Source organism: Pseudoruegeria sp. SHC-113 (genome assembly GCF_025376885.1).
Classification (GTDB): Bacteria; Pseudomonadota; Alphaproteobacteria; order Rhodobacterales; family Rhodobacteraceae; genus Pseudoruegeria.
In genome coordinates, this window is record NZ_JAHUBR010000001.1 from 2973543 (window position 1) to 2998586 (window position 25044).

Genomic DNA, 25044 nt, shown 5'->3' on the forward strand with positions numbered 1-25044 from the left:
ATTTCCCGACTACAAACAGGACGCCCATGACCCTCACGTCGCAAAACCGCTATGCCATTGACCCGGAGGCCGCCAAGGGCTTCGACACCGAGGCCCTGCGCCGCCATTTCCACGTGGGCGATCTGTTTGCGCCCGGTGAGATCCGGCTGGTCTACACCCATTACGATCGCCTGATCCTCGGCTCCGCCGTGGTGGACGCCGCGCCGCTGGTGCTGGATCACATGGCCGAAACCGGCACGCCGGGCTTTCTGGACCGCCGGGAGATGGGCATCCTGTGCCTTGCCGACGCGGGCACCGTCTCCGTTGGTGGCAGCCGCCACGAGATGGCACGGGAAGAGATCCTCTATATCGGCATGGGCGCAGGCCCGATCACGTTCGAAACCGGCCGGTTCTATATCCTTTCCGCCCCGGCGCACCAGAGCCACCCCACCCGCCTGATCCGCCACGCCGAGGCCCGCCGCGTGGAGCTGGGCGCGCCGGAAACGGCCAATGAGCGCACCATTTTCCAGTACCTGCACCCTGACGTCTGCGACAGCTGCCAGCTTGTCATGGGGATCACGCGGTTCAAAGCGGGCTCCGTCTGGAACACCATGCCCGCCCATGTGCATGATCGCCGGATGGAGGCTTATCTCTATTTCGACATTCCCGAGGCCCAGCGCGTTTTCCACTTCATGGGCCAGCCGCAGGAAACCCGCCACATGGTGATCGCCAACGAGGAGGCGATCATCTCGCCGCCGTGGTCGATCCATTGCGGCGCGGGCACATCCGCTTACGCCTTTTGCTGGGCGATGGCGGGGGATAACGTCGATTTCACCGATATGGACATGATCGCTATGGAGGATCTGCGATGAGCGGCACATTCAGCCTGACAGGCAAACGCGCGCTGGTAACCGGCGCAAACACCGGGATCGGGCAGGCCATCGCGCTTGGCCTCGCCGAGGCGGGCGCGCATGTGATCGCCGCCGGGCGCTCCTCCTGCGCCGAAACCGTTGAGGCCTTTGCTGCCAAGGGCTGGTCGGGCGAGGCCATGACGCTCGATCTGGCCGACCCGGCCGCCGGGGCCGCCAAGCTTTCGGAAGCGGGCGATCTGGACATTCTCGTCAACAACGCGGGCATCATCCGCCGCGCCGACAGCACCGATTACACCGAGGCCGATTGGGACGACGTGATCGACGTGAACATGAAGGCCGTGTTCCTGATGTGTCAGGCCTTCGGCAAAGCCGCCATCGCCGCCGGGCGCGGCGGGCGGATCGTCAACATCGCCTCGCTCTTGAGCTTTCAGGGCGGCATTCGCGTGCCCGCCTATACCGCCTCCAAACACGGCGTGGCCGGGCTGACGAAGATCCTCGCCAATGAATGGGCCACGAAGGGCATCAACGTGAACGCCGTGGCGCCGGGCTACATCGCCACCAACAACACGCAGGCCCTGCGCGAAGATCCCGTGCGCAATACGGCGATCCTTGAACGCATCCCGGCAGGCCGCTGGGGCGATCCGGCCGACATCGCGGGCGCCGTGACCTTCCTCTGCACCCCGGCTGCGAACTACGTGACGGGCACCGTGCTGAACGTGGACGGAGGCTGGCTTGCCCGCTGACGCGCCACGTCTGAGCCGCGCCGGGTCTGCCCCCCGGCGCAGCATCGTCCACCTCGGCCCCGGTGCCTTCTTCCGCGCCTTCAACGCTGTCTTCACTGAAGAGGCGATGGCGGCGGAAGGTGGCGATTGGGGCATCACGGCGGTGTCGCTGCGCAGCGCAGGCGCGCGCGATCAGATGGCACCGCAAAGCGGGGCCTACACCTCTGTGACGCTGTCCGAGAGCGGCAACCGCGCGCAGGTGATCGGGGCCATCGTCGAGGTGCTCGTGGCCCCTGAGGATCCCGAAGCCGTGCTCGCCGCACTGGCCGATCCGGCGGTGAAGATCGTTTCGCTCACCATCACCGAGAAGGGCTATAGCCACAACCCGGCCACCGGCGCGCTTCGGCTGGAGGATGTCGACATCGCCCATGATCTGGCCAACTCCGCCGCGCCGCGCAGCGCCATCGGCTTCATCGTGGAGGCCCTTGCCCGCCGCCGCGCCGCGGGCGTGGCCCCGTTCACCGTGCTCTCGTGCGACAACCTCCCCTCCAACGGCCACCTCGCCAAGGGTGTGACGCTGGATTTCGCCCGCGCTCGCGATGCTGGCCTTGCCGCCTGGATCGAAGCCGAAGTGCCCTTCCCCGCCACGATGGTGGACCGCATCACCCCGGCCACGACGCAAGCCGATGTGGACGCGCTGGCAGCGGCCGAGGGCTACCTTGATCCGGCCTGCGTGGTGCATGAATCCTTCCGCCAATGGGTGATCGAGGATCGCTTCGCGCAGGGCCGCCCCGCGTGGGAGGCCGCCGGCGTGCAGTTCGTGCAGAATGTGGACGCCCATGAAACCATGAAGCTGCGCTGCCTGAACGGCACCCATTCCACGCTGGCCTATCTGGGCTATCTGGCTGGGCTCGAAACCATCTCCGACGCCGCGCATGATCCGCTCTTCGCCGCCCTGCTGGAACGGCTCTGGGCCGTGGAGATCCTGCCCACCGTGCCCCAGCCCGAGGGCGAGGATCTGCCCGCCTATACCGCCGCGCTGCTGGACCGCTACCGGGATCGCGCCATCCGCCACAGGCTCTGGCAGATCGCCATGGACGGCAGCCAGAAGCTGCCCCAGCGCCTGCTGGGCACCATCGCGGACCAGCGCGCCAAGGGCGTGCTGCCGCAAGGGCTCTGCCTCGCTGTGGCCGCCTGGATGCGCTACGTGGGCGGCGTGGACGAAGCGGGCCAGCCCATCGACGTGCGCGATCCGCTGGCTGCGCGTCTGAAAGCGGAGAGCGACGGCGCGGGCGATGCGGCGGGCAAAGTGGCCGTCCTGCTCGCCTTCGGCGAAGTCTTCCCCGAGGCCCTGGCCACGGATGCCGCGTTCCGCGCCGCCGTGACCGAGGCCTACAGCCGCCTCGCCACGGAAGGCGCGCGGGCCGCGATAGAGGGCTACCTCTCCGGCGCGGCGTAATCCGCGCCGCTGGCTGCCTTCGGGAAGGCGTCCAGCACCTCACCCACCAGCGGATTGGGAAACCGCCGCTGGCGGGTGATCGCGTAGAAGCCTTCCGTCACCCCCTCAAGCTGCGCCAACTCCAACAGGCGGCCCGAGGCCAGCTCGTCCTGCACAACAACCGGCGGCAACACCGCGAGCCCCGCCCCGGCGCGCACCAGAAGGCGCAGCATCGCCATGTCGTCGGCCTCGGCTGCGATGCGCGGCACGATCCCCATCCGCCCGAGCAGCGCATCGATGGAGGCGCGCAGCGCGGCCTCCGGCGTGGGCAGGATCAGCGCCTCCTGCGCCAGCAGCTCCGCCAGCCCGCGGCCCGCAAGGCCGGGCGGGCCGATCAGGCTCACCGGTTGCTGCGCGAGCCGATGGACAAGGTAAGGGCTCGCCGCATCCCGCGCGGGCACGAGATTGCTCAGCACAACATCCAGCGCGAGGCTTTCCAGCCCGCGCAGGAGCTCTGGCAGAGGGCCGGAGCGCAGCACCACTTCCACGTCGTCGCGCCCGATCACCGGGGCGACGAATCCGAATTGGAAGTTGCGCGACAGCGTGGCCAATGCGCCGACGCGCAGCACACGACGCTCCGCGCCTGCGCCTTTCAGGGTGGCGCTCAAATCTTCTGCAGTGCGGAAAATCGCCTCCGCATGGTCCAACGCGATCCGCCCGGCCTCCGTCAGCACCAGCCCCCGCCCTTGCCGGGTGAAAAGATCATGGCCCAATGACGCCTCCAAGGCCTTGATCTGAGTGGATAAAGCGGATTGCGACAGGTTCAGCATCCGTGCCGCGCCCGTCAGCGTGCCATCCTGCGCCACGGCGCGAAACAGGCGGAGGTGGTGGAGATTCAGCGCCACATCAATTCCAAAATACAGAACGTTTTGACCCAACATATGTAATTTTTAAAACCATTGCTAGCCGCTAGTTCTCCTCGGAGTTCCATTTCCCCACCGGAGACACCCATGTTCCCGACCATCGCCACAGCGCTCCTCGCACCGCTTTTTCTGATCCTCGCCGCCCTCGTGATGGCGCTGACACCGGGCCGCCGCCCGGCCACGGTGCGCTGGCTGCCGGAAGCCGCGAGCCTCGCCGCCCTCCTGCTTTCGGTTGCGGCGATGGCGCAGCTGCTGTTCGTCGGCCCGGCGCAGCTTTCGCTGGTGGGAGATCCCATCGCCATCGCCTTCGCCTCGGACGCGATCAGCGCCACGATGGCGCTGCTGGTGGCCTTCATCGGCTGGATCGTGATGCGCTATGCCCGCAGCTATCTGGACGGCGAAGCCCGCGAAGGGCGGTTTCACAGCCTGATGCTTGCCACGCTGGCCGCTGTGCTGCTTCTGGTGCTCTCTGCAAGCCTTCCGGTGCTGATCGCGGGCTTCCTGCTGGTCGGCGCGGGCATCCGCCAGTTGCTGCTGTTCTACCCCGAGCGCGCCGCCGCACAGCGCGCCGCGGCGAAATTCTCCGCTGTCTGGCACGCAGGCGACGCCGCTCTGGTGGCCGCGACACTGCTGCTTGGGCTGAGCCTTGGCGCATCCTCCTTTGACGGGCTGGCTACAGCAGCGGCAGGTGGCCTGAACGCGGGCGCGCAGCTCGCCGTGGCGCTGATCGTGCTGGCCGCGCTGCTGAAAACCGCCGCCTTCCCGGTGCATGGATGGCTCACGGAAGTGATGGAGGCCCCGACCCCGGTATCGGCGCTGCTCCATGCCGGGATCATCAACGCGGGCGGCGTCATGCTGATCCGTCTGGCGGAACTGGTGCAGGCCAGCCCCGGCGGCATGGCGGCGCTGGTGATGCTCGGCGGGCTGACGGCGCTGTTCGGCGCAGTGGTGATGCTGACGCAGAGTGCCGTGAAAACGGCGCTGGCGTGGTCCACCGTGGCGCAGATGGGCTTCATGCTGCTGCAATGCGGCCTTGGGCTCTGGGCGCTGGCGCTGCTGCACATCGTGGCCCATTCGCTCTACAAGGCCCATGCCTTCCTGTCCTCCGGTGGAGCCGTGCAGGCCGTGGCCGCGCTGCGCCGCCCCGGCCCCGTCGCCGTGCCGGGCCTGAGCGCGGTGCTGAAATCCTTCGCCATCGCGCTGGCGATCTACGCCACGATGGCCACGGGCTTCGGCCTTGTGACCGGCGCGAAAAGCGCGCAGGCGCTGGCGCTTGGCACCATGCTGATCTTCGGGGTGGCCTACCTCGTGGCGCAGGGGCTTGCCGATGCCGCCCCCGCCGCCCTGACCCGCCGCACGGCGCTGGCTTCCTTCGCGGCCGCCACCGCCTATTTCGGCTTCCAACTGATCGCCGCCGCGATCTGGGGCCCGTATCTTCCGGCCGCCCCCACCCCCGGCGCGCTGGAATGGGCGCTGATCGTGCTCACCGTCGTCTCCTTCGGCTTCGTCGCCTTCGCGCAGGCACTGTTTCCCCATTGGTCGCACCACCCGGCGAGCAACGGGATGCGGGTGCACCTTGCCAATGGGCTCTACCTCAACGCGCTGCTCGACCGCCTGATCGGCGGCTTCAAATCCGCACGCCTCCAGTAACCGCAACGAAAGGGCAACCAAGATGTTCATGAACCACACCACCATCGCCCCGGCCCGAGTCACCGGCCTTTTGCAGGCTGCAGGTGCTGCCGGACGCGCGATCCCGCCCGCCTTCCCGCTCGCGGCCACCGTTGCGGTGAACCCCTTCCTCGGCCAGACCGGCGAAGACCTTGCCACCACAGCCGCGCGGCTGGCCCGCGTGGCGGGGATCACCGTCACGCGGCCCCGGGCTGCGGCGCTCGCGCGCATCGCGGATGGCACGATCACCGACGATGACCTCGCCGCCGCGTTGATCGCGCATCCGTCTCCGTTTAAGCCGATGGATCTTGCCATGCTGAAGGCCAAGGCCCATGCGCCCGCGCCGGAACCGAAAGCCCTGCCCACCGTCGCCGAACTGGCCGCCGAGTCCACCGGCACCGATTGGCCTGCCGTGATCGAACGCACGATCGGGCTCTGGGCGGCTGGGCATTTCGATCAGGGGCAGGCGCTCTGGATGCCCGACCATGATCGCGGCGCGTTCGCCGCCTGGCAGGCCTGGGCCAGCCGCGACCTGACGCCCGAAATCGCCGGGCTCACCGGGTTCTGCGCCCATGTCTCCGCCGCGCCCGACACGCCGGAACGCGCCGTGCTGCGCGCCTGCGAGCGGCTCGGCCTGTCGGAAGCGGCCTCGGAAACCGCCTTCCACCGGCTGCTCACCGAGCTTGGCGGCTGGGCCCAACACGCGCGCTGGCTGCTGTGGCAGGCCGAACAGGCCGGTGGCAACGACGCCACGCTGGGCGATCTGCTGGCGCTGCGGCTGATCTGGGAAGAGGCACTTCTGGCCCATGTGCCCGAAATCGCCCCCCGCTGGGCCGAGACCGTGGCCGCCCATGAGGCCCCCGTGGGGCCGACCCCCGCGCAGGTGGTGGACGCGATCCTTCAGGACGCAAGCGAACGGGCGCATCAGCGCAAGCTGGCCGGTGCCTTCGCGGCCCCCAGCCCCGCCACCGCGCGGCCTGCGCTGCAGGCGGCTTTCTGTATCGACGTGCGCTCCGAGGTTTTCCGCCGCGCGCTGGAAGCGCAGGCACCCGGCATTGAAACCATTGGTTTTGCGGGATTCTTCGGCCTGCCGCTGTCGCACCAGCCTGCGGGCTCTGATGTGGTGGAAAACCACCTGCCGGTTCTGCTTGCCCCGGCGCTGCATTCCTGCAGCCACGCCATCGAGGAGCGCGAGCAGGCCAGCCGGATCGCGGCCCGCGCCACCCGCGCCTGGGGGCGGTTCCGGCAGGCGGCTGTCTCTTCCTTTGCCTTCGTGGAAAGCGCAGGGCCGCTCTACGGCGCGAAGCTCGTGAAGGATTCCTTCGGCGTGAAAACCGAAAACGCCGCCAGCAGCCCGCCGCCGCAGCTCACCGATGCGCTCAGCCTCGATGAAAAAGCCGCGCTGGCCGCCAAGGTGCTGAAAGCCATGAGCCTGACGGGCAATTTCGCCCGCATCGTGCTGCTGCTCGGTCATGGCGCGCAGGTGACGAACAACCCCCACGCCAGCGCCTATCATTGCGGGGCCTGCGGCGGGCACACCGGCGAGGTTTCGGCCCGGCTGCTGGCGATCCTGCTCAACGATCCCGCCACGCGCGAGGCGCTGCCTGCCCACGGCATCACCCTGCCGCAGGACACGCGCTTCGTGGCGGGGCTGCACGACACGACGACGGACCAGATCACGCTCTACACCGACGGGCTCTCCAGCGGCCACGGGGCCGATCTGGCCCATCTGCGCGGCTGGCTCGACGCTGCCGGCGCGTTGGCGCGGGCCGAACGGGCGCAAAGGCTGAACGGCGCGACCCCGGACAGCCTTGCCCAGCGCGCGCGCAACTGGGCCGAGGTGCGCCCGGAGTGGGGCCTTGCGGGCTGCGCCGCCTTCATCGCCGCGCCCCGCAGCACCACGGCGGGGGCCGATCTGGGCGGGCGGGCCTTCCTGCACAATTACGATTGGGAGTCTGACGCGGGCTTCGGCACGCTGGAGCTGATCCTGACGGCGCCCGTCGTCGTGGCGAGTTGGATCAGCCTGCAATACTACGGCTCCGCCGTGGCACCGGAGGCCTTTGGCGGCGGCAACAAGCTGATCCACAACGTTGTCGGCGGCATCGGCGTACAGGAGGGCAACGGCGGACGGCTGCGCGCAGGGCTACCCTTCCAGGCGGTGCATGACGGCGCGGCGCTGGCCCATGATCCGCTGCGGCTCTCGGTCTTCATCGAGGCCCCGCAGGAGGCGATCAGCGCCGTACTGGCCAGCCACCCCGAAGTGGCGCAGCTGTTTGACAACGGCTGGCTGCACCTTTTTGCGCTCAAAGAGGGCACGGTGGCGGCGCGCTACCAGCCGGGGCGTGGCTGGCGCGACGAGCATGTGTCTGGCCTCGCCGCCTGAACTTAAACAACGCGGGCGGGCACCACGGCGTGCCCGCTCACGGCTTTACGAAGAGCTTGCGCGGCACCGAGCACAGGGGCTCTGCCGCGCCAGTTTCAGTGATGAGGATGGTTTCGGTCGTCTCCAGCCCCCAGCTTTCCATCCAGAGCGCGGGCATGAAGTGGAAGACCATCCCCGGTTTCAGCTCGGTTGTATCCTCCGCCCGGATCGAAACCGTGCGCTCGCCCCAGTCTGGCGGATAGCTCAGCCCCACCGGATAGCCCGCGCGCCCTTCGCGGTGGATGCTGTGGCGCTTGAGCACATCGGTGAAGGCATTGGCGATGTCACAGGCCCGGTTGCCCGCCCGTGCCGCCTCCAAACCGGCCGCGATTCCCTCCAGCTGCGCAGCTTCCGCGGCCAGCATTTCGGGCGGCGGCGTGCCAAGGAAGACCGTCCGGCACAGCGGCGCGTGGTAACGGCGGTAGCAGCCCGACAGTTCGAAAAAAGTCGCCTCGCCCGCGCGCATCTGATCACCGTTCCACGTCAGATGCGCCGCAGTGGCGTCCAGCCCTGAGGGCGTGAGCGGCACGATGGCGGGGTAATCGCCCCAATCCTCCCCGACGCCCAAAAGGGCCGCGCGGCTGATCTCGGCCACCAGTTCGTTCTTGCGCAGCCCCGGTGCGGCGTGCTCGATCGCGGTGGTGACGATGGCGTCGGAAATGCGTGCGGCCTTGCGGATGAAGGCGATCTCCTCGCCGGATTTCACCAGCCGCTGCCAGTTCACCAGCGCCGTGGCATCCACAAGCTGCGCTTCCGGCAGCGCCTGGCCCAGCACCGCGTGGGCCTTGGCGGAGTAGTAGTAATTCTCCATCTCCACCCCGATGCGCCCACGCCCCTGCCCCAGATCGATCAAAAGCCGCGCCAAATCCTCCATCGCGTGGCGCTCGGTGGATTGCACGAAGTGATCGCCGTAGCCGTGGATATGACCAGCCCCCATGTAACAAGTGCGCAGCGCGCCGAAGCTGTCCATCCTGCGCCCCCACCACTGCGGCGCACCGCTTTGCGTCACGATCACCCCCTGATGCACATAAAAGGACCAGCCGTCATAGCCCGTCAGCCAGGCCATGTTGGAGGGATCGGTGACCAGCAGTGCCGACAGCCCGGCTTGCTCCATCGCGGTACGCACGAGCGCAAGACGGCGGGCGTATTCCTGTGCAGAGAAGGGAAGCGACTCTGGGGCCATGGGCGGATCCTTCCTTGGGGTGAGACGCGAATGGCGGGAGCCTAGCAGGTTTCACACGACGTGACGCAAGGTTCCCGCGCCCGGTTTGACAGGGATCATACCGCCCGCCCCGCTCCTGCGTCTTTCTGAGGACAAAGCCAGACACAGGAGCACCCATGGGCACCCCATCCTACCCCGACCTCACAGCCGCCATCAGCAAGCAGATCGGCACTTTGCGCAAGGACATCCCCGGCACCATGACCGGCTTTTCGCAGATGTCCAAGGACGCCTGCGGCGAAAGCGTGTTGGACGAGAAGACCAAGGAGCTGATCGCCATGGGCATCGCCATTGCCCTGCGCTGCGATGGCTGCATCGGCTTTCACACCAAGGCGCTGATCCGGCTCGGCACCACGCGGCAGGAGTTCGAGGAGATGCTCGCGGTAACGATCTACATGGGCGGCGGGCCCTCGCTGATGTATGCCGCGCAGGCGCTGGACGCCTGGGAGCAATTCGGCGGGCCTTCCTAAACCGCTTTGCAAACAAAACCCCCGGCGGGCACGCGTCCGCCGGGGGCTGTGTCAGAGACGATCTGACGGGATCCCTTCCCCGCCCGCAAGGGGCGTGGGGGCCGGGGGCGCTTCGGGAAGCGGGGGGATGGCAGAGTGCCAATCCATCCCCGCGCCGATGGCCGCACCGCCGATCAGGGCGGTCGCAGCCGCGAAACCCCAGGCCAGGAAGGTGTCCGGTTTTGCCTGTCGCTTTGGTTCCGCCATGATCTGCTCCCTCTCCTGATCGCGGCGTCCCTTGCGCTCTTAGTCTGCCATATCCTCGATCAGACCGGCCTCGACGGCGGCGGTAAGCTCTGCCTCATCGGCAAAACCGTCGCCGCTGGCGTCGATCTCGGTGAAGACCTCTTCCGTCAGGTCGGGGTAGTTGACGGTGATCTCGGCATACGAAACCAGGCTGTCGCCGTCCGTGTCGATATCCGACAGGGTGATTGCGAAAGCCGGGGCCGCGAACAGAGCGACCAGCATGGCACCAACTGCTGCACGACGCATGTGTATTCTCCTGTTGAGATGGGTGGCGGACTGCCCGCCACTGAACGCGAGATCATCATCCGCCCGCGCCGTTTCAAGCCCCCGCAAGGGCCACCCTGAAAATATTTTCTCGCAGCGCCGCTCTCTATGTACTGCACTGATTCAAGGCGATTTTTCAGAGCGATTCGGCGTCAGCCTCGGGCACCGCAAGGTGGTGGGGCGGCGTGGCGTCGGGCTGTTCGATCACCGCAATCGCCGCTTGCGCAAGGAAGCGCCCGGCGGCCTCGACGTCTTCGGTGAGGCTCATCGCCTCGGGCGCGAAATCGCGCACCAGCGGGATGGTTTCCTTGGTGTAGAGATCCACGTCGCGCCCCAGCACCAGCCCACACGCGCGCATGGCCTTCAGCGCGGCCAGCGCGTCCGTCGTGGAGCAGCAGATCAGACCGTCGGGGCGCTCCGGCCCCGCAAGCTTCCCGGCGATCAGCGCTTCGCAGGCGGCGCGATCGGGGTTGCCGAGAATGCCCTCCAGCATCCCAAACCGCGCGCCTCCCGGCGCCAACACCGCTTCGATGCCCTCCCGCAAATGGCGGGCATAGCTCTGAGCGGCGGGTGGCGCGAGGCACAGCAGCCGCCGACGCCCCCGCGCCAGAAGCCCGCGCGCGGCGATCTCGCCAAAGGCGCGGTTGTCGAAATCGTAGGAGGCCATGGGCTCGGGCCAGTCGCAACGGCCCATCGTGGCAAAGGGAAAGCCCGCGTCCAGCATGTAGCGCACACGGGCGTCGCGCGGCTCGATCTGTTCGATCAGAATGGCATCGGCCAGCCCGTTTTCCACCACCTGTTTCACCGCGCCCAGAGGATCGCCGGCGCTTTGGGAGAAGGTGGTGACGATCAGATTGTAGGGCGTCGCGCGCAACGTATTGGCGACAGAGGCGATCAGCCGTCCCGCGTGGTCAGACACCCGATCCTCGATCCCCAAGACCAGCGCGATGGTGAAGGTCTTGCCCGTGCGCAGCCGCAGCCCGCCGCGATTGGGGGAATAGCCAATCTCCCGCGCGATGGCCTGCACCCTGTCGCGCGTGGCCTGCGCAATGTCGGGCGCATCACTCAGCGCGCGGCTCACCGTGGGCACGGCAAAGCCGCTGAGTTGCGCAATCGTCTTGAGGGTGGGCTTGGGCTTCATCTGGCGGCCAATCGTAGCGAGGAACCTTATCTAAAACGTTTCAGGAACCTCTTGCAATATTCCTAAATCGTTTTAGAAACCTTTGAACCGAGTCTTTTCCGCCCGATGGCGCGCTGATGGGAGGCACACCCGATGACACAGACAACCCCGCTCACAGGCCAATGGGCCGTGGCCGATTGCACTGGCAAGACGCAGTTCACCATGGATCTGCCCGGCGACATCACCAGCGCCATGGCGGCGCAGGGGCTCATCGAAGATCCCTATTTCGGCCAGAACGAATACAAGGCGCGCTGGATTGCCGGGCGGGACTGGACGGCCACCCGGCGGTTCACCGTCTCTGACCCGCGTCAGGTTCTGGTGCTTTCGCAGCTCGATACCATGGCCACGGTGCGGGTGAACGGCACCCCCGTTCTGGAGGCCTCCAACGCCTTCCGCCGCTACCGCGTGCCGCTCGCCGAGGTCCTGACCGAAGGCGAAAACGAGATCGCGATCACCTTCCACTCCCCCACCCGCGCGGCAAACGAGCGGCAGGCGGCCCAGCCCTATTTCGTGCCCTACACCCAGAATTACCCCGTGCCCAACGGCAACATGCTGCGCAAGCCGCAGTGCGATTTCGGCTGGGATTGGAACGCCGCACTCATGCCCTCTGGCCTCTACGGCGATCTGCATCTTGAACCCGAGGCCGAGACCCGCATTGCCGATGTGCTGGTGCATCAGACCCACAGCCCCGGCCACGCGCAGGTGGAGGTGAGCGCGCTCATCGAAGGCGCAGGCGGCCCCGCGCAGGCCACGCTCTGTGGGCAGGCGGCGACCGGCGTGGTGGAGGGCGATCAAGTGTGCTTCACCTTCGAGATCGCCAATCCCGCCCTCTGGTGGCCCGCAGGCCAGGGCGCACAGCCGCTGCATGATCTGGAGATCACCATCGGCACGGCGCAAACCTCCCTCCGTATCGGCTTGCGTGAGATTGAGCTGGTGAGCGAGCCTGACGAGGTCGGCCGCAGCTTCGGTTTCCGCGTCAACGGGCGCGATGTGTTCGCCAAGGGCGCGAACTGGATCCCGCAGGATGCGCTGCCGGGCAACGCCAAGCCCGAAGAGCTGCGCGGCCTGCTGCAATCGGCCGTGGACGCCAATATGAACATGCTCCGCGTCTGGGGCGGCGGCTGGTACGAGAGCGAGGCCTTCTACGATCTCTGCGACGAGATGGGCCTGATGATCTGGCAGGACGCCATGTTCTCCTGCTCGCTCTATCCGGCCGATGAGGCCTTCCTCGCCGAGGTCGCGGAGGAGGTGGCCGACAACGCCCGCCGCCTGCAGCACCGCGCAAGCCTCGCGCTCTGGTGCGGCGACAACGAGCTGATCGGCGCGCTCACCTGGTATGAGGAAAGCATCAAGGACCGCGACCGCTACCTGGTGGCCTATGACCGCCTCAACCACACCATCGAACGGGCGCTGAAATCCGTCGATCCTGCCCTGAACTGGTGGCCCTCCTCCCCCTCGCCCGGCCCGCTCTCCTTCGGGGATGCCTGGCATGATGACAGCTCGGGCGACATGCACTTCTGGTCCGTCTGGCACGAGGGGCGCAGCTTTGAACACTATCGGGATGTAAACCCCAGATTCTGCTCGGAATTCGGCTTCCAATCCTACCCGTCGATGGATGTCGTCCGCCGCTTTGCCGACCCTTCGGATTTCAACATCGCCGCCCCGGTGATGGAGAGCCACCAGAAGAACGACGGCGGCAACGCGCGCATCGCGGAGACGATGTTCCGCTATTTCCGCTTCCCGGTGGATTTCGAGAACTTTGTCTACATGAGCCAGGTGCAGCAGGCGATGGCGATCCAGACGGCGGTGAGCTACTGGCGCAGCCTGCAACCCCACTGCATGGGCGCGCTGATCTGGCAGCTGAACGATACATGGCCCGTCTGCTCCTGGGCGTCGCTTGATCACGGCGGCGGCTGGAAGCTGCTGCACCACGCCGCGCGCCGCTTCTTTGCGTCCGTCGTGGCCACCGTGGTGCCGCTTGAGGCGGGCTATGAGATCCGCGTGGTCAGCGATCTGCCCGAGGCGGCCGAGATCACGCTGGAGGTCTCTGCCTTCACGCCGGACGGCAAGGAGCGCCACCTGACAAGCGTCAAACGCGCGCTTGTGCCCGGGCAGGCGCAAAACTGGGCCACGGTGCGCGACATCGAGGCTGATGAGATGCTGCTGCTGCGCTGGAACGGGCCGGAGGGCACCTCGGGCAGCGACTGGTTCGCGCCCAAGCCCTACAAGGCCTATGATCTGCAGGCCCCGGCCATCACGCAGGAGGTTGTGGAAGACAGCGGGGCCTATGAGATCACGCTCACAGCTTCCGCCCCGGCCTTCTTCGTTGCGCTGGAGGCGGACCAGCCGGGACGGTTCTCCGACAACGCCATCCTGCTGATGCCGGGCGCACCGCGCAGCCTGCGCTTCGTGCCTGCGGAAGCTGGCGCAAGCGCGCCGACATTCTTGGTTCGCGATCTGCACTCCGCCACCTACGGCTGAGCGCGCAGGCGCCGGGCCGCCGAAACCCATTGAAAGCCCCAGCATACCCCTGAATACCCCTGACAATCGCCGGGCCGCGTGCTAGAGCGCAGGCCCGGCGCCACACGCGGCGCGCTCGAAGGAACGGCTGCATGTATCTCGACCTGACACCCCGCTACACCCGGCGCGAGCGCTGGCGGCTGCGTGGCGTCTATGTCGTCTACCAGATCGCCATCCACCTGCTGCTGCCCGTCTTCCTCGTGATCCTCGCCCTGCGCACCCGCAAGGAGCCCCTCTACGGCGCGCAATGGTGGAACCGCTTCGGCTTCATCGGCCCGCGCACGCAGGGGCGCGTCTTCATCTTCGCCGCTTCGCTGGGCGAAACCCGCGCCGCCACACCCGTGATCGCCCGCCTGCTCGCGCGCGGCGAGACGATCCTGCTCACCCATTCCTCCGCCGCCGGCCTCGCCGAGGCGCGCCGGGCCTTTCCGTCGGAAATCGCCGATGGCCGCGTGGTGTCGGCCTATGTGCCTTTTGATATGTTCTGGGCGCTCTCGCTCTTCTATCACCGCCACCGCCCCAAGCTGGGACTGGTGGTGGAGGCCGAGCTTTGGCCCGCCATGCTGGTGCAGGCCGCGCGGGTGAAGCTGCCGATGTTCCAGATCAACGGCAACTACACTGAGCGCGGATTTACCCGCGATTCCAAGAAGTTAGGCGGCGCACGCCTGCTCTTTTGGCGACTCTATCAGGGCATCCTCACCAAGTCACCGGAACGGGCCGAGCGCTATCTGGCCGCCGGAATGCCGCCGGAAAGCGTGCAACTGGTGGGCGAACTGAAATTCGACCAGCAGCAGAAAGAGCCGCAGATCGAGGCCGCCAAGGCGCTGCTGGCCACGCATCCCGCCGGCGCGCCCGTCTTCGGCATCGCAAGCTCCATCGAGGGCGAGGAAGCGGCGCTGCTGGCCATCGTGGCGCAGCTGCGCGGCGAGGTTTCGCCTGCGCCCCGCATCGTCTGGGTGCCGCGCAGCCCGCAGCGGTTTGAAGCCGTCTGCACACTTCTGCAGGAGGCAGGTGTGGACGCGCGGCTGCGCAGCGCGGTTTTGGCGGCGGATTTCACTGCTCCGGACGGCTTCACTTGGCCCGAGGTTCTGGTGGGCGACAGCATCGGCGAGATGGATTTCTACTACAGCCTCTGCGACCTGATGTTCGTCGGCGCCACGCTCTATCCGATGGGCGGGCACAACATCATCGAGCCGCTGGCGCTGAACAAGCCCGTCGTCACCGGCCCCTCGATCCACGGCATCCTCTACCCGGCGCTGGAAGCGATCGAGGCAGGCGCGCTGCGGAAGTATGAAAATGAACAGGAAATGGGCAAAGACCTCGTTTCTCTGTTCTCAGATGTTGAAAAACTGCAAGGCTTTGCCGCCAAAACCGGCGGCTTCCACGGCCAGCACAAGGGGGCCGCAGACCGCACGGTTTCCACGCTTGCGCCCTATCTGGAGGCAGACCATGGCTGAGCCCTGCATCGCGCTACGCTATGATGCCTGGCCCGAGATCGGGCTTGGCCATCTGCGCCGCGCCTATGCACTGGCCCGTGAATGTGCGGCACGTGGCATCACCGTGCTTCACGTCGTGCCCGCACAGAGCCGTGCCCTTTTGCTGCGCGACGGCATCCCGGAAAACACGATCCTCGACGCAGGCAGCGACTGGCTCTCCCCCGCCATCACCCATGTGATCACCGACATCAACTGGCACGGCAATGGCGCGGGCGCGTCGGAGGAAGTTGCGCATCTCACGGCGCAGGGCGCGACGGTCGCCATGATCGATTGCATCCCGCCCGATGAGTACCGCGATCAACCCTCGCCCCCGGCCCTGATCATCACGCCCTACCTGAACGCCCGCGCGCTTTTCCCCAAGCCGCCCAACGCTCCGCGGTGGGAAACCGGCGCGCGGTTCACGATCCTTTCACCGGACTACAGCACCCTGCGCGCCGCCCCCCCGGCCAAGACCGAGCGCCTGCTGATCACCTGCGGCGGCTCGGATCCGGACGCTTTCTCGCTCGCCACCGTCGATGCTCTTTTGCCATCCGGCCTGCCGCTCGACGTGGTCATCGGCCCGCTCTTCTCCGAAGACATCCGCGCTGGCCTTTCAGCCCGCGCCCAAGCCAATCCGCAGATCGCCCTGCATGACGCCCCCGCCACGCTCGCACCGCTGATCGCGCAGGCCGGGCTTGTCGTGGGCCGCGTCGGACTGGTCCGATACGAGGCCGCCTGCCTTGGCACCTACGGGATTTACCTCGCCGCCGGAGAGGCTTACGCTGAATACTTCACCCGTTTCACTGCACGCGGTTTCGCCGAGATTTACCAAGACGGCCAGGCCGGTGGCCGCGCCGCCTACCTTGACCGCCTACAAGCCCTCGCCGATCCAGCCACACGCGCGCCCCTTCTGGCCCGCAATGCGGAAGCCATGAAAGCCGTGGATGGCAACGGCGCCGTCAATGTGATTGATTTGGTCCTGACCCTGAACCCCGGAGGCCCCGCATGAGCCTGACCATCGAAGGCAAAACCATCGGCCCGGAAGAAAAGTGCTTCCTCATCGCCGAAGTCAGCGCCAACCATGACCGCGATCTCGAGCACGCGCTCCAACTTGTGGACATCGCCGCCGATGCCGGCTGGGACAGCCTGAAACTGCAGACCTATGACGCCGACACTCTGACGATCCGCTCCAATCACCCCTCGATGGCAGTGGATCCCGTCTGGGGCAAAGAAAACCTCTACGAACTCTATGAAAGCGCCGGAATGCCGATGGAGTTCCACGCCCCGCTCTTTGCCAAGGCGCGCGAACGGGGGCTGCTGCCCTTCACTTCGATCTACGATCCGCGTGATCTGGATTTCATCGAGAGCCTCGATTGCCCGATTTACAAGATCGCTTCCTTCGAGATGACGTTCGACGATCTCCTCGTGGCTGTCGCAGGCACGAGAAAGCCGATCATCCTTTCCACCGGCATGGCCAATCTGGCGGAGATCACCCATGCGGTGGAAATGTTGGATAAACACAATTCCGGCGAGCTGATCCTGCTGCATTGCTGCTCTTCCTATCCGGCGCCGTTCGAAAACATCAACCTCAACGCCATGCAGACCATGCGCGAACGCTTCGGGAAAATGGTCGGATTCTCCGATCACACCATCGGTGCCCTCGGCCCGCTCACCGCCGCCGCCATGGGGGCTGTGGCCGTCGAGAAACACTACACGTCTGACCCGACGCGCAAGGGCCCGGACCACAGGTTCTCGGCCACGCCCGACGTGATGAAAGAGATCGCAGAGGGCATGAAGGGCATCCACGCCCTTAAGGGCAGTGCCGAGAAAGGCACGACAGAGGCCGAGCAGGTCTCCAAATCCGTCGGCCGCCGCTCCGCATTCGCCCTGCACGATTTGCCTGTGGGCCATGTGATCACAGACGCCGATTTTCGCTTCGTGCGCCCGGCTGCCGGCATCCCGCCCAACGACGCCGGCGCGGTGCGCGGTCGCAGCCTGAAAACCGCCGTCAAGGCAGGCCATCCGATCACCTACGAGGACATCGCTTGAGCTGCCTTGCGATCATGCAGCCAACCTTTCTGCCTTGGCTTGGCTATTTCGCGCTGATCGATCAGGCCGACCGTTTCGTCTTTCTGGATGACGTTCAATTCTCCAAGCAAAGCTGGCAAAGCCGCAACCGGATCAAGGGGCCCAACGGGGAGGTTATGCTCTCACTTTCCGTAGCCCGCAAACCTTCCAAGCCCCTGATCATGGAGGCAAAACTGGCAGAGAACGGGTTCGAGGCCAAGCTGATGAAATCGGTCCAAGCCTGCCTCGGCAAAGCTCCTCACTATCCACTGGTGGCCGAGATCCTCACCGAGGGTTTCGCACAGATCCCCCTAGGGCTCTCCGCCGTGAACCGCTCCATCATCGCCGCCATCGCCAAAGCCACCGGCATCGAAACGCCCATGGTTCTGGCGAGCGAAAGCGGCATGCCGGGCGGGGAGAAATCCGATCGACTGCTGGCCTTTTGCGAGACCTTCGGCGCCAGCAGTTACCTCTCGCCCGTCGGGTCCTACGGCTACCTCAGCGCCCAAAATCCCTTTGCCCAAAGCACCGTCACCCTCGGTTTCCAAAACTTCGCACACCCGGTCTACCCACAGTTCTTCGGCCCCTTTCAATCCCACCTCGCCGCCATTGACGCGCTCGCCCATGTTGGCCCCGAGGGCTTCCTGCCCCTTGTCAGATCGGGCATTCACCCGCCACACTCCATCGAAGACATCGCAAGGATGAGCCAGTGAAACACTACGATATCCTCATCGCAGGCGCCGGATTCGCCGGCATCTACGCCGCCTGGCGCCTCGCCCGCTCCGGTGCGAAAGTGGCGCTTGTCGAGGCCTCCGACAAGATCGGCGGCAACCTGCAGTCCAAACGCTGGAAGGAATGGTGGGTGGACAATGGCACCCACAATTTTGACATCCGCACCCCTATCGGCGAGGCCTTCTATACCGACATTCTGCGCGACAACATCCTGATCTGGGACGATCAGCAATGGGGCTGCACCACCGACAAAACCTGGACGATGGGCTTTGAGATGCCCGACTTCAGCGTCGATGATCCGGCCCTCGCTCAGACAGCCCTCGCCGAGCTTGCCGCATTGGAAGCGGAGCCGGAAAAACCCGTTCCCGCACAGTATCTTGACTGGTATCAGGCCACCTATGGCCCCACGCTCACCGAAGCGGTTAAACCGATGCTGGCCAAATACACCGGCAGCGATCCGGCGCTATTCTCCTCCGACGCGCGCGGCGCGCTTGGCATGTTCTCCCGCCCGAAACTCGGCAACGATGCGGAGATGATCGCGCTCAAGGAATCCTCGCCCTTCTGGGACGCCCGCGTGGGCGTCTCCCTCGCGTCCGGCGATCCGCGCTTCGCTGGGAAAAGCGTGAACAAGAAGTTCTGCTACCCGGCCAAAGGAGCGCTCACCGGCTTCTGCGATGCCGCAAAAGCGCGGCTTGAAGCGCTCGGCGTCGACATTTTCACCTCCAGCGGCGTGAGCCACATCGAAGACGGCAACGGTTGCGTGGAAGTCAAAGCCGGGGATCATTCGTTCCGCGCCGGAAAGCTGTTCTGGTCCCTGCCGGAAGTGGTTCTGGCGAAGGTGCTCGGGATCGACGTGGACCTGATGAGCAGCGCCGTGCCCGTTGGCACCTGCTTCTTCGTCTTCGAGGTTCCCGAGGCCAGCATCCTCGGCCCGGATTACCTGCAGGATTACAGCCTCTCCCGCCTGCCGTTCCGCTACAACAAGCTGGGCGTCTACAGCGAACAGACAAAAGCCGACGGCACCACGCTTGTCACCGCCGAAGCCCCCTGCCATCCGGCGAAGATCAAAGAGGTGGCCACGGAAGCCAATCTCGCGCGCGCCTGGGAGGCCATGCTGGATGTCGGCTTCGTGAAACAGGGCACTCAAGCCAGCAACGCTATGTTCTGGGGGCACCCCGTTGCCTATACGATGCCGAAAACCGGCTGGCGCGCGCCCTACGAGCAGGCACAAGCCGCCTTCGCCAAGGTCTCGGAACGGATCGTCGGGGTGGAATTCGGCTACCGGGGGCGTTTCAATTTCATGACATTTTACGACACCAAGCTCGAATCCCGGCTTCTCGGAGAGCCCACGTGAGCGACACCCTGATTTCCCACTACCAGGCCCTGCTCGCCGAGCATGGTCCCGGCGCGCAGGCCGTCCAATGGGCCGACGCCCAGACCCAAAGCGCCCGGTTTGCCGTGCTCACAGGCATCGCGCCGGAGCTGGGCCACGTGCTCGATGTCGGCTGCGGCCTCGCCCATCTCCATGCTTTCCTCAAGGCGCGCGGGCATAGAGGCAGCTACCACGGCGTCGATATCGTGCCGGAGTTCATCACCCATGCAAATGCCGCCATGGCAGACGATCCCAAGGCACAGGCCACGCTCATCTCACCGGATGCGCCGCTCCCGACATGCGATTACGCGCTGCTCTCGGGCGTCTTCAACAACCGCATGGACGACAACTGGGGTTTCATGACCCAAACCCTGCGCCGCATGTGGGCATCCGCCGAAAGAGGCATCGCCTTCAACGCCATGACGAGCCACGTGGATTACCACGACGAAGGGCTCTACTACGTTGATCCGATGCAGGTTTTCACCTTCTGCAAGGCGGAGCTCGGCGGCCACCCTGTCCTGCGGCACGACTATGTCTTGCGCCCCGGCGGCTTCCCCTTCGAGTTTGCCATCTACCTGTACAAATCTCCTGCACAACCCCTGACCTGACTCGGCTGTTCCGAGCCAACTTTGTTCTAAAAAAATCTCGGGGGTGCGGGGGCAGAGCCCCCGCTCCGGTCTGGCGCGCAAGCGCCAGAGACATCCTGCCTCCAGCCGGGATATCTCGGTCAGAAAGGTGTGCGCGAAGCGCTTAAATGCCCTGCAATGCGCGGAACATGACTTCGGCGCGGACCCAGTCCTCGGGCGTGTCGATGTCCTGCACCCGATGGCGCGGCAGGATCAGGGGGCGGGCACCGGCCCCGAAGGCCGGGCGGTTCTCGCGCCAGGCCACCGCTGTGCCCCAGTAGAACTGGCCGGCGTCGTGATAGGCCTCTTCCAGGTCCTGGGAGCGAGTGGCGTAGTTGGAGGAATCGAACATTTCGAGCCCTTCCCCCTTCAGGCGCACCGCGCGCTGGATCGGGAAGGCGAAGCTCGTCACCGGGATAATGTAATCCGCGCCTTCGATCATCTGCGCGCCGGTCCGAATGTCGTCCGGGCGCACGAAAGGGGCGGTGGCGTAGAGGCAGCAGATCGCCGTGGGCTCCTGCCCTCTTGCCTTCAGATGGTCCAGCATATGCACGATCACCGCAGCCGTTGTGGCGTGATCGTCCGACAACGCGGCCGGGCGGATGAAAGGCACCTCCGCGCCGCAGGCACGGGCAACCTCCGCAATCTCGGTGTCGTCGGTTGACACGAGAATGCGATTAAACACCCCGCTCGCCTGCGCCGCTTCGATGGACCAGGCGATCATCGGCTTGCCGCAGAACGGCTTGATGTTCTTGCGCGGGATCCGTTTGGAGCCGCCGCGCGCCGGGATCATGCAGATGCTCATGCCAGCGCCGTCTCCACCGCCGCAATCACCTGATCCTGCGCCGCTTCCGACAGCCCATAATAGAGCGGGATCGAAATCGCCTGCGCATAGTAGCTTTCGGCTTGCGGGAACTGGCCAGCTTCAAAGCCGAGGCGGCGGTAATAGGGTTGGGTGTGTACCGGGATGTAATGCACGTTCACGCCGATGCCCGCCGCGCGCAACGCTTCGAACACCGCACGCCTGCGGGCGGCTTCCACCCGGATCACGTAGAGGTGAAAGGAGGAGCGCGCCGTGGCGAGGCGGCCGGGGCGTTTGAGGGGCAGGTTTCCGAGCGCCGCATCGTAGCGTTCGGCCAGCAGGTTGCGCCGGTCCACGTATTCAGACAGCCGCGCCATCTGCGTCACGCCCAGCGCCGCCTGAAGCTCCGTCATCCGGTAGTTCAGCCCCAGTTCCACCTGCTGGTAATACCACGGGCCTTCGGATTCGCCTTCCATCAGCACCGGATCGCGGGTGACCCCATGGCTGCGGAACAGCTCCATCTTCTGCGCCAGAGCGGCGTCCTGCGTGGTTGCCACGCCGCCTTCCGCCGTGGTGACGATCTTCACCGGGTGGAAACTGAAGACGGTGATGTCGGAGTGGCGGCAATCGCCGACCGGCTTGCCTTCGAAACTGCCGCCGATCGCATGGGAGGCATCTTCAACGACCTTCACGCCATACTCCCGCGCCAGCGCGCCGATGGCGGCCATGTCGCAGGATTGCCCACACATATGCACCGGGATCAGCACCTTGGGCAGGCGACCTGCGGCCTTGGCGGCTTCCAGCTTTTCGGACAGCGCCTTGGGGCACATGTTGGCGGTTTCGGGATCCACATCGACGAAATCCACATCCGCCCCGCACAACAGACCCACGTTCGCGGAGGCCACGAAGGTGATCGGTGAGGTCCAGAGCAGATCGCCGCGGCCAAGGCCCAGCGCGAGGCAGGCGATGTGCAGCGCGGAGGTGGCGGAGTTCACCGCCACCGCATGGACCGCGTTCGTGGCCTGCGCCACGGCGGCCTCAAAGGCCGGCACCTGTGGCCCTTGCGTGAGAAAATCGCCGCGCAGCACCTCGGTGACGGCGTCGATGTCCTCCTGCCGAATGTCCTGCCGGCCGTAGGGGATCATCGCTCGACGTCTTTGGCCATTTCGAGGAATTCATCCTCGGGCAGCCATTGGGTGTTGTTGCCGGAGTTGTACTCAAAGCCCTGCGCCACCGGCGTGCCGGTTTCGCCGATCAGGTTCTGGGCGAAATCGGTGTGGTGGGCGAACTGGATCGTCGGCTTGATCACGTAGTGATCATGGAACTCCAGCGTCAGATGGCTGTCATCGGCCGGGCACATGACCTCGTGCAGCTTCTCGCCGGGGCGGATGCCGACGATTTTCTGCGGCAGATCGGGGGCCATGGCCTTCGCCAGATCCACCATCCGCATGGAGGGGATCTTGGGTACGAAGATCTCGCCGCCCTGCATGCGGGTGAAGTTCTTCAGCACGAATTGCACGCCTTGATCCAGCGTGATCATGAAGCGCGTCATATTGGCGTGGGTGATGGGAAGCTCGGTCGCGCCTTCTTCCATCAGCTTCATGAAGAAGGGCACAACGGAGCCGCGCGAGCCCACGACGTTGCCGTAGCGCACCACGGCAAAGCGGGTGGCGCGGCTGCCGACCATGTTGTTGGCCGCCACGAAGAGCTTGTCCGACGCAAGTTTCGTCGCGCCATAGAGGTTCACCGGGTTCGCCGCCTTATCCGTCGACAGCGCGATCACTTTTTCCACCCCGCGCGAAATCGCCGCCTGAATCACGTTCTGCGCGCCGTGGATGTTCGTCTTGATGCATTCGAACGGGTTGTATTCCGCTGCGGGCACCTGTTTCAGCGCCGCGGCGTGGATCACGTAATCCACCCCGTCCATCGCCTCTTTCAGGCGCTCGCCGTCGCGCACGTCGCCGATGAAATAGCGCATGCAGGGCGCGTTGTACTTCTGCTGCATCTCGAACTGCTTCAGCTCGTCGCGCGAAAAGATGATCACCTTGTTGGGGCTGTAATCGGCGAGGATATGCTCCACGTATTTCTTGCCGAAGGAGCCGGTGCCGCCGGTGATCAGGATATTCTTGTTGTTAAACATGCGTTTTCGTGTCCGTCGTACAGCCTTGGCCTTTGGCGCAAAGAATTACCCGCCCTGCCCGGAAGATGCCATGTAAAAAAGCCTTCTGCGGTGGTCAGGGGCGGAAGGCCGCCATGAGCGCCGCAACGTCGGCGCGCAGGCGGGGGCGGATCTCGCCGGGGCGCGGGGCATCGCGCAGGGTGGTGAACCAGTGATCGGGGGGATCCTTTGCCAGCCTGTGCCCGCTCCAGTGCAGGCCGCGCAGGATCGCCTCGGCGTCTCGCGGGGCGCGCTCGGGCAGTTCCTGCCCGGTGAGCGCCGCCCAGACTCCGGCCCAGCAGCGCCCCACCGACCACGGATTGTAGCCGCCGCCGCCCAAGACCAGCATCCGGGGCGCAAGCGGCAGCAGGGCGCGGACGCAATCGGCGTGCGAGTTGTTGGACAGCGCGAGACGGGAGAGCGGATCTTCCAGCAGCGCATCAGCCCCGCATTGCAGCACGATGGCTTCCGGTTTGAAAGCCGCCACCGCAGGCAGGATCAGCTCATCCAGCACAAAGGCAAATTCGCTGTCGTTGAAGCCCCGCTCCACCGGTAGATCCACGAGATTGCCCGCCCCACGCACCCCCAACGCGCCGGTGAAGGGCCAGCGTTTTTCCTCGTGCACGGAGAGGCAGAGCACCTCCGGCTGATCTTCAAAGGCCAGCGCCACGCCGTCGCCATGGTGGGCGTCGATGTCCACATAGGCGACGCGCGAGATACCCAGATCGCGCAGGCGCAGGATCGCCAGAACCGCGTCGTTCAGGTAGCAAAACCCGCTGGCGCGGTCGGGCAGCCCGTGGTGGGTGCCGCCCGCCGGGTTGTAGGCCACGCCGCCTTGCGCGATCAGCTCGGCGCCCAGAAGCGAGCCGCCCGCCGCCGTGGCGGGGCGGCGGTACATTTCAGCAAACACCGGATTGGAAGGCGTGCCCAGCGCGAACTGGTGGCGCTCCGCATCGCTGGCCACCTGCCGCTCCTCGCAGCCTTGAAGGGCCGCGATATACTCCGGCGCATGCCAGCGGGTCAGCGCGGCCGGTTTGGCGCGCGGGCTCAGGCGGAAACTGCCCGGCGGCAGCCAGCCCAGCGCGCGGGCCAGATCCATCACGGTGGAGACACGCGGCACCCGCAGCGGGTGATGCGCGCCGTAGCTCGATGCGCGGAAGATCTCGGCCCCGATGAAGGCTGGCGCTGTGCTGGCGCTGGGGGTGGGGGTGGTCACGGCGGCGGCCTCTTTCAAACGGCGATCCCACGGGGATCTTTCACCCGGTGAGATAAGCCAGCCACGGCGCCACAGCAAACCGGCTGTTTCGAGCCATATGTCCCATTGATCTTGCCCGGCGAATGCATAACTCTCGCTTAGACAAACGAAAATGTGCCTCGCATGATCAAATACGCGCTCAAATGTGAGAACGGACACGGCTTTGAAAGCTGGTTCCAATCCGCCGCCGCCTTCGACTCGCTCAAGGCGGCCCATATGGTTGCCTGCCCAGACTGCGGCTCTGCCGATGTGGCAAAAGCGCTGATGGCCCCGCCGGTGCGCCCGGCGCGCAAGGCGGCCACCGTGCCAGCGGCCGAGCCGAAAGTAAGCATGGCCGCAGGCGAGGCCGCGCCGGAGATGACGCCGGAAGCGCGTGAAAAGGCGCTCAAGGCGCTGCGCAAACAGGTGGAGGCCAATTCCGACTACGTCGGCACCTCCTTCGCCAAGGAAGCGCGCAAGATGCATCTGGGCGAAAGCCCGGAGCGCTCGATCTATGGCGAGGCCAGCGCGCAGGACGCAAAGGCCCTGCTGGAGGACGGCATCCCCGTCGCGCCCCTGCCCTTCCGCCCGACCCGAAAATCCAACTGAAAGCCTT

22 protein-coding genes are annotated in these 25044 nt (G+C 65.9%); 14 read left to right on the plus strand and 8 right to left on the minus strand.

Annotation, left to right across the window (positions count from 1 at the left end; all coding sequences use genetic code 11):
- The first annotated feature begins 26 nt into the window (after positions 1 to 26).
- Genes kduI through KVX96_RS14585 form a run of 3 tightly spaced genes read left to right on the plus strand, consistent with a single transcriptional unit; the run spans position 27 to position 3032 of the window.
- Positions 27 to 851, plus strand: coding sequence for a 5-dehydro-4-deoxy-D-glucuronate isomerase (gene kduI / locus KVX96_RS14575; protein WP_261195282.1), 825 nt, complete (start codon positions 27 to 29; stop codon positions 849 to 851).
- The gene (kduD, locus tag KVX96_RS14580; protein WP_261195283.1) at positions 848 to 1594 is read left to right on the plus strand and encodes a 2-dehydro-3-deoxy-D-gluconate 5-dehydrogenase KduD; all 747 of its coding nucleotides are present in this window, start codon (positions 848 to 850) and stop codon (positions 1592 to 1594) included. Before kduI ends, kduD begins: the two co-directional genes overlap by 4 nt.
- A complete protein-coding gene (locus KVX96_RS14585; RefSeq protein ID WP_261195284.1) occupies positions 1584 to 3032 on the plus strand; it encodes a mannitol dehydrogenase family protein in 1449 nt (482 codons plus the stop codon). Before kduD ends, KVX96_RS14585 begins: the two co-directional genes overlap by 11 nt.
- Here KVX96_RS14585 and KVX96_RS14590 read toward each other — a convergent pair.
- A complete protein-coding gene (locus KVX96_RS14590) occupies positions 3011 to 3916 on the minus strand; it encodes a LysR family transcriptional regulator (RefSeq protein ID WP_261195285.1) in 906 nt (301 codons plus the stop codon). The genes KVX96_RS14585 and KVX96_RS14590 overlap by 22 nt on opposite strands.
- 105 nt (positions 3917 to 4021) lie before the next feature.
- Here KVX96_RS14590 and KVX96_RS14595 point away from each other — a divergent pair, with 105 nt between their 5' ends.
- Complete coding sequence (locus tag KVX96_RS14595) at positions 4022 to 5584, plus strand: proton-conducting transporter membrane subunit (protein ID WP_261195286.1); 1563 nt, start codon at positions 4022 to 4024, stop codon at positions 5582 to 5584.
- 22 nt (positions 5585 to 5606) lie between these two features.
- On the plus strand, positions 5607 to 7985 hold the full coding sequence (locus tag KVX96_RS14600; RefSeq protein ID WP_409977111.1) for a YbcC family protein: 2379 nt from the start codon (positions 5607 to 5609) through the stop codon (positions 7983 to 7985).
- A 37-nt stretch (positions 7986 to 8022) separates the two neighbouring features.
- Here the strand turns inward: KVX96_RS14600 and KVX96_RS14605 are convergent, their stop codons facing one another.
- On the minus strand, positions 8023 to 9207 hold the full coding sequence (locus KVX96_RS14605) for a M24 family metallopeptidase (protein WP_261195288.1): 1185 nt from the start codon (positions 9205 to 9207) through the stop codon (positions 8023 to 8025).
- A gap of 155 nt (positions 9208 to 9362) precedes the next feature.
- Here KVX96_RS14605 and KVX96_RS14610 point away from each other — a divergent pair, with 155 nt between their 5' ends.
- On the plus strand, positions 9363 to 9713 hold the full coding sequence (locus tag KVX96_RS14610; protein ID WP_261195289.1) for a carboxymuconolactone decarboxylase family protein: 351 nt from the start codon (positions 9363 to 9365) through the stop codon (positions 9711 to 9713).
- A gap of 285 nt (positions 9714 to 9998) precedes the next feature.
- Here the strand turns inward: KVX96_RS14610 and KVX96_RS14615 are convergent, their stop codons facing one another.
- Together KVX96_RS14615 and KVX96_RS14620 are read right to left on the minus strand one after the other, a co-directional pair.
- The gene (locus tag KVX96_RS14615) at positions 9999 to 10244 is read right to left on the minus strand and encodes a hypothetical protein (protein ID WP_261195290.1); all 246 of its coding nucleotides are present in this window, start codon (positions 10242 to 10244) and stop codon (positions 9999 to 10001) included.
- Between the two features lie 154 nt (positions 10245 to 10398).
- Entirely contained in the window at positions 10399 to 11403 is a 1005-nt protein-coding gene (locus KVX96_RS14620) for a LacI family DNA-binding transcriptional regulator (protein WP_261195291.1), read from the minus strand.
- A 132-nt stretch (positions 11404 to 11535) separates the two neighbouring features.
- Between KVX96_RS14620 and KVX96_RS14625 the strand changes: the two genes are divergently transcribed.
- From KVX96_RS14625 to KVX96_RS14655, 7 genes are all read left to right on the plus strand, one after another.
- Positions 11536 to 13923 (plus strand): beta-mannosidase, encoded by a 2388-nt coding sequence (locus KVX96_RS14625; RefSeq protein ID WP_261195292.1) that lies wholly within the window; start codon positions 11536 to 11538, stop codon positions 13921 to 13923.
- Positions 13924 to 14054: 131 nt separating this feature from the next.
- Positions 14055 to 15419, plus strand: coding sequence for a 3-deoxy-D-manno-octulosonic acid transferase (locus KVX96_RS14630; RefSeq protein ID WP_261195293.1), 1365 nt, complete (start codon positions 14055 to 14057; stop codon positions 15417 to 15419).
- Positions 15412 to 16446: a hypothetical protein gene (locus KVX96_RS14635; RefSeq protein ID WP_261195294.1), complete on the plus strand. Its 1035-nt coding sequence runs from the start codon at positions 15412 to 15414 to the stop codon at positions 16444 to 16446. The genes KVX96_RS14630 and KVX96_RS14635 overlap by 8 nt, the downstream gene beginning before the upstream one ends.
- Positions 16443 to 17486 carry an N-acetylneuraminate synthase family protein gene (locus KVX96_RS14640; protein WP_261195295.1) on the plus strand — a complete coding sequence of 348 codons (1044 nt, stop codon included), beginning with the start codon at positions 16443 to 16445 and terminating at the stop codon, positions 17484 to 17486. Before KVX96_RS14635 ends, KVX96_RS14640 begins: the two co-directional genes overlap by 4 nt.
- 14 nt (positions 17487 to 17500) lie before the next feature.
- The gene (locus KVX96_RS14645; protein ID WP_261195296.1) at positions 17501 to 18217 is read left to right on the plus strand and encodes a WbqC family protein; all 717 of its coding nucleotides are present in this window, start codon (positions 17501 to 17503) and stop codon (positions 18215 to 18217) included.
- Entirely contained in the window at positions 18214 to 19590 is a 1377-nt protein-coding gene (locus KVX96_RS14650) for an FAD-dependent oxidoreductase (protein ID WP_261195297.1), read from the plus strand. Before KVX96_RS14645 ends, KVX96_RS14650 begins: the two co-directional genes overlap by 4 nt.
- The gene (locus KVX96_RS14655; protein WP_261195298.1) at positions 19587 to 20216 is read left to right on the plus strand and encodes a class I SAM-dependent methyltransferase; all 630 of its coding nucleotides are present in this window, start codon (positions 19587 to 19589) and stop codon (positions 20214 to 20216) included. Before KVX96_RS14650 ends, KVX96_RS14655 begins: the two co-directional genes overlap by 4 nt.
- Before the next feature lie 142 nt (positions 20217 to 20358).
- Here KVX96_RS14655 and pseF read toward each other — a convergent pair whose 3' ends face one another.
- The 4 genes from pseF to KVX96_RS14675 all read right to left on the minus strand — a co-directional run bounded on the left by pseF (position 20359) and on the right by KVX96_RS14675 (position 24410).
- Complete coding sequence (pseF, locus tag KVX96_RS14660) at positions 20359 to 21039, minus strand: pseudaminic acid cytidylyltransferase (protein WP_261195299.1); 681 nt, start codon at positions 21037 to 21039, stop codon at positions 20359 to 20361.
- Complete coding sequence (gene pseC, locus KVX96_RS14665) at positions 21036 to 22181, minus strand: UDP-4-amino-4,6-dideoxy-N-acetyl-beta-L-altrosamine transaminase (RefSeq protein WP_261195300.1); 1146 nt, start codon at positions 22179 to 22181, stop codon at positions 21036 to 21038. The genes pseF and pseC overlap by 4 nt, the downstream gene beginning before the upstream one ends.
- On the minus strand, positions 22178 to 23176 hold the full coding sequence (gene pseB, locus KVX96_RS14670) for a UDP-N-acetylglucosamine 4,6-dehydratase (inverting) (RefSeq protein ID WP_261195301.1): 999 nt from the start codon (positions 23174 to 23176) through the stop codon (positions 22178 to 22180). Before pseB ends, pseC begins: the two co-directional genes overlap by 4 nt.
- Positions 23177 to 23270: 94 nt before the next feature.
- Positions 23271 to 24410, minus strand: a complete 1140-nt coding sequence (locus tag KVX96_RS14675; protein WP_261195302.1) for an acetoin utilization protein AcuC — start codon at positions 24408 to 24410, stop codon at positions 23271 to 23273.
- A 162-nt stretch (positions 24411 to 24572) separates the two neighbouring features.
- Between KVX96_RS14675 and KVX96_RS14680 the strand changes: the two genes are divergently transcribed.
- A complete protein-coding gene (locus tag KVX96_RS14680) occupies positions 24573 to 25037 on the plus strand; it encodes a DUF1178 family protein (protein ID WP_261195303.1) in 465 nt (154 codons plus the stop codon).
- Positions 25038 to 25044: the final 7 nt, after the last annotated feature.

Coding starts and splice junctions, on each gene's coding strand:
- pseB (WP_261195301.1), bottom strand. CDS start 23,176: ATGTTTAACAACAAGAATATCCTGATCACCGGCGGCACCGGCTCCTTC.
- KVX96_RS14610 (WP_261195289.1), top strand. CDS start 9,363: ATGGGCACCCCATCCTACCCCGACCTCACAGCCGCCATCAGCAAGCAG.
- KVX96_RS14640 (WP_261195295.1), top strand. CDS start 16,443: ATGAGCCTGACCATCGAAGGCAAAACCATCGGCCCGGAAGAAAAGTGC.
- pseF (WP_261195299.1), bottom strand. CDS start 21,039: ATGAGCATCTGCATGATCCCGGCGCGCGGCGGCTCCAAACGGATCCCG.
- KVX96_RS14595 (WP_261195286.1), top strand. CDS start 4,022: ATGTTCCCGACCATCGCCACAGCGCTCCTCGCACCGCTTTTTCTGATC.
- KVX96_RS14625 (WP_261195292.1), top strand. CDS start 11,536: ATGACACAGACAACCCCGCTCACAGGCCAATGGGCCGTGGCCGATTGC.
- KVX96_RS14630 (WP_261195293.1), top strand. CDS start 14,055: ATGTATCTCGACCTGACACCCCGCTACACCCGGCGCGAGCGCTGGCGG.
- kduD (WP_261195283.1), top strand. CDS start 848: ATGAGCGGCACATTCAGCCTGACAGGCAAACGCGCGCTGGTAACCGGC.
- KVX96_RS14645 (WP_261195296.1), top strand. CDS start 17,501: ATGCAGCCAACCTTTCTGCCTTGGCTTGGCTATTTCGCGCTGATCGAT.
- KVX96_RS14600 (WP_409977111.1), top strand. CDS start 5,607: ATGTTCATGAACCACACCACCATCGCCCCGGCCCGAGTCACCGGCCTT.
- KVX96_RS14680 (WP_261195303.1), top strand. CDS start 24,573: ATGATCAAATACGCGCTCAAATGTGAGAACGGACACGGCTTTGAAAGC.
- KVX96_RS14635 (WP_261195294.1), top strand. CDS start 15,412: ATGGCTGAGCCCTGCATCGCGCTACGCTATGATGCCTGGCCCGAGATC.
- KVX96_RS14605 (WP_261195288.1), bottom strand. CDS start 9,207: ATGGCCCCAGAGTCGCTTCCCTTCTCTGCACAGGAATACGCCCGCCGT.
- kduI (WP_261195282.1), top strand. CDS start 27: ATGACCCTCACGTCGCAAAACCGCTATGCCATTGACCCGGAGGCCGCC.
- KVX96_RS14615 (WP_261195290.1), bottom strand. CDS start 10,244: ATGCGTCGTGCAGCAGTTGGTGCCATGCTGGTCGCTCTGTTCGCGGCC.
- pseC (WP_261195300.1), bottom strand. CDS start 22,181: ATGATCCCCTACGGCCGGCAGGACATTCGGCAGGAGGACATCGACGCC.
- KVX96_RS14620 (WP_261195291.1), bottom strand. CDS start 11,403: ATGAAGCCCAAGCCCACCCTCAAGACGATTGCGCAACTCAGCGGCTTT.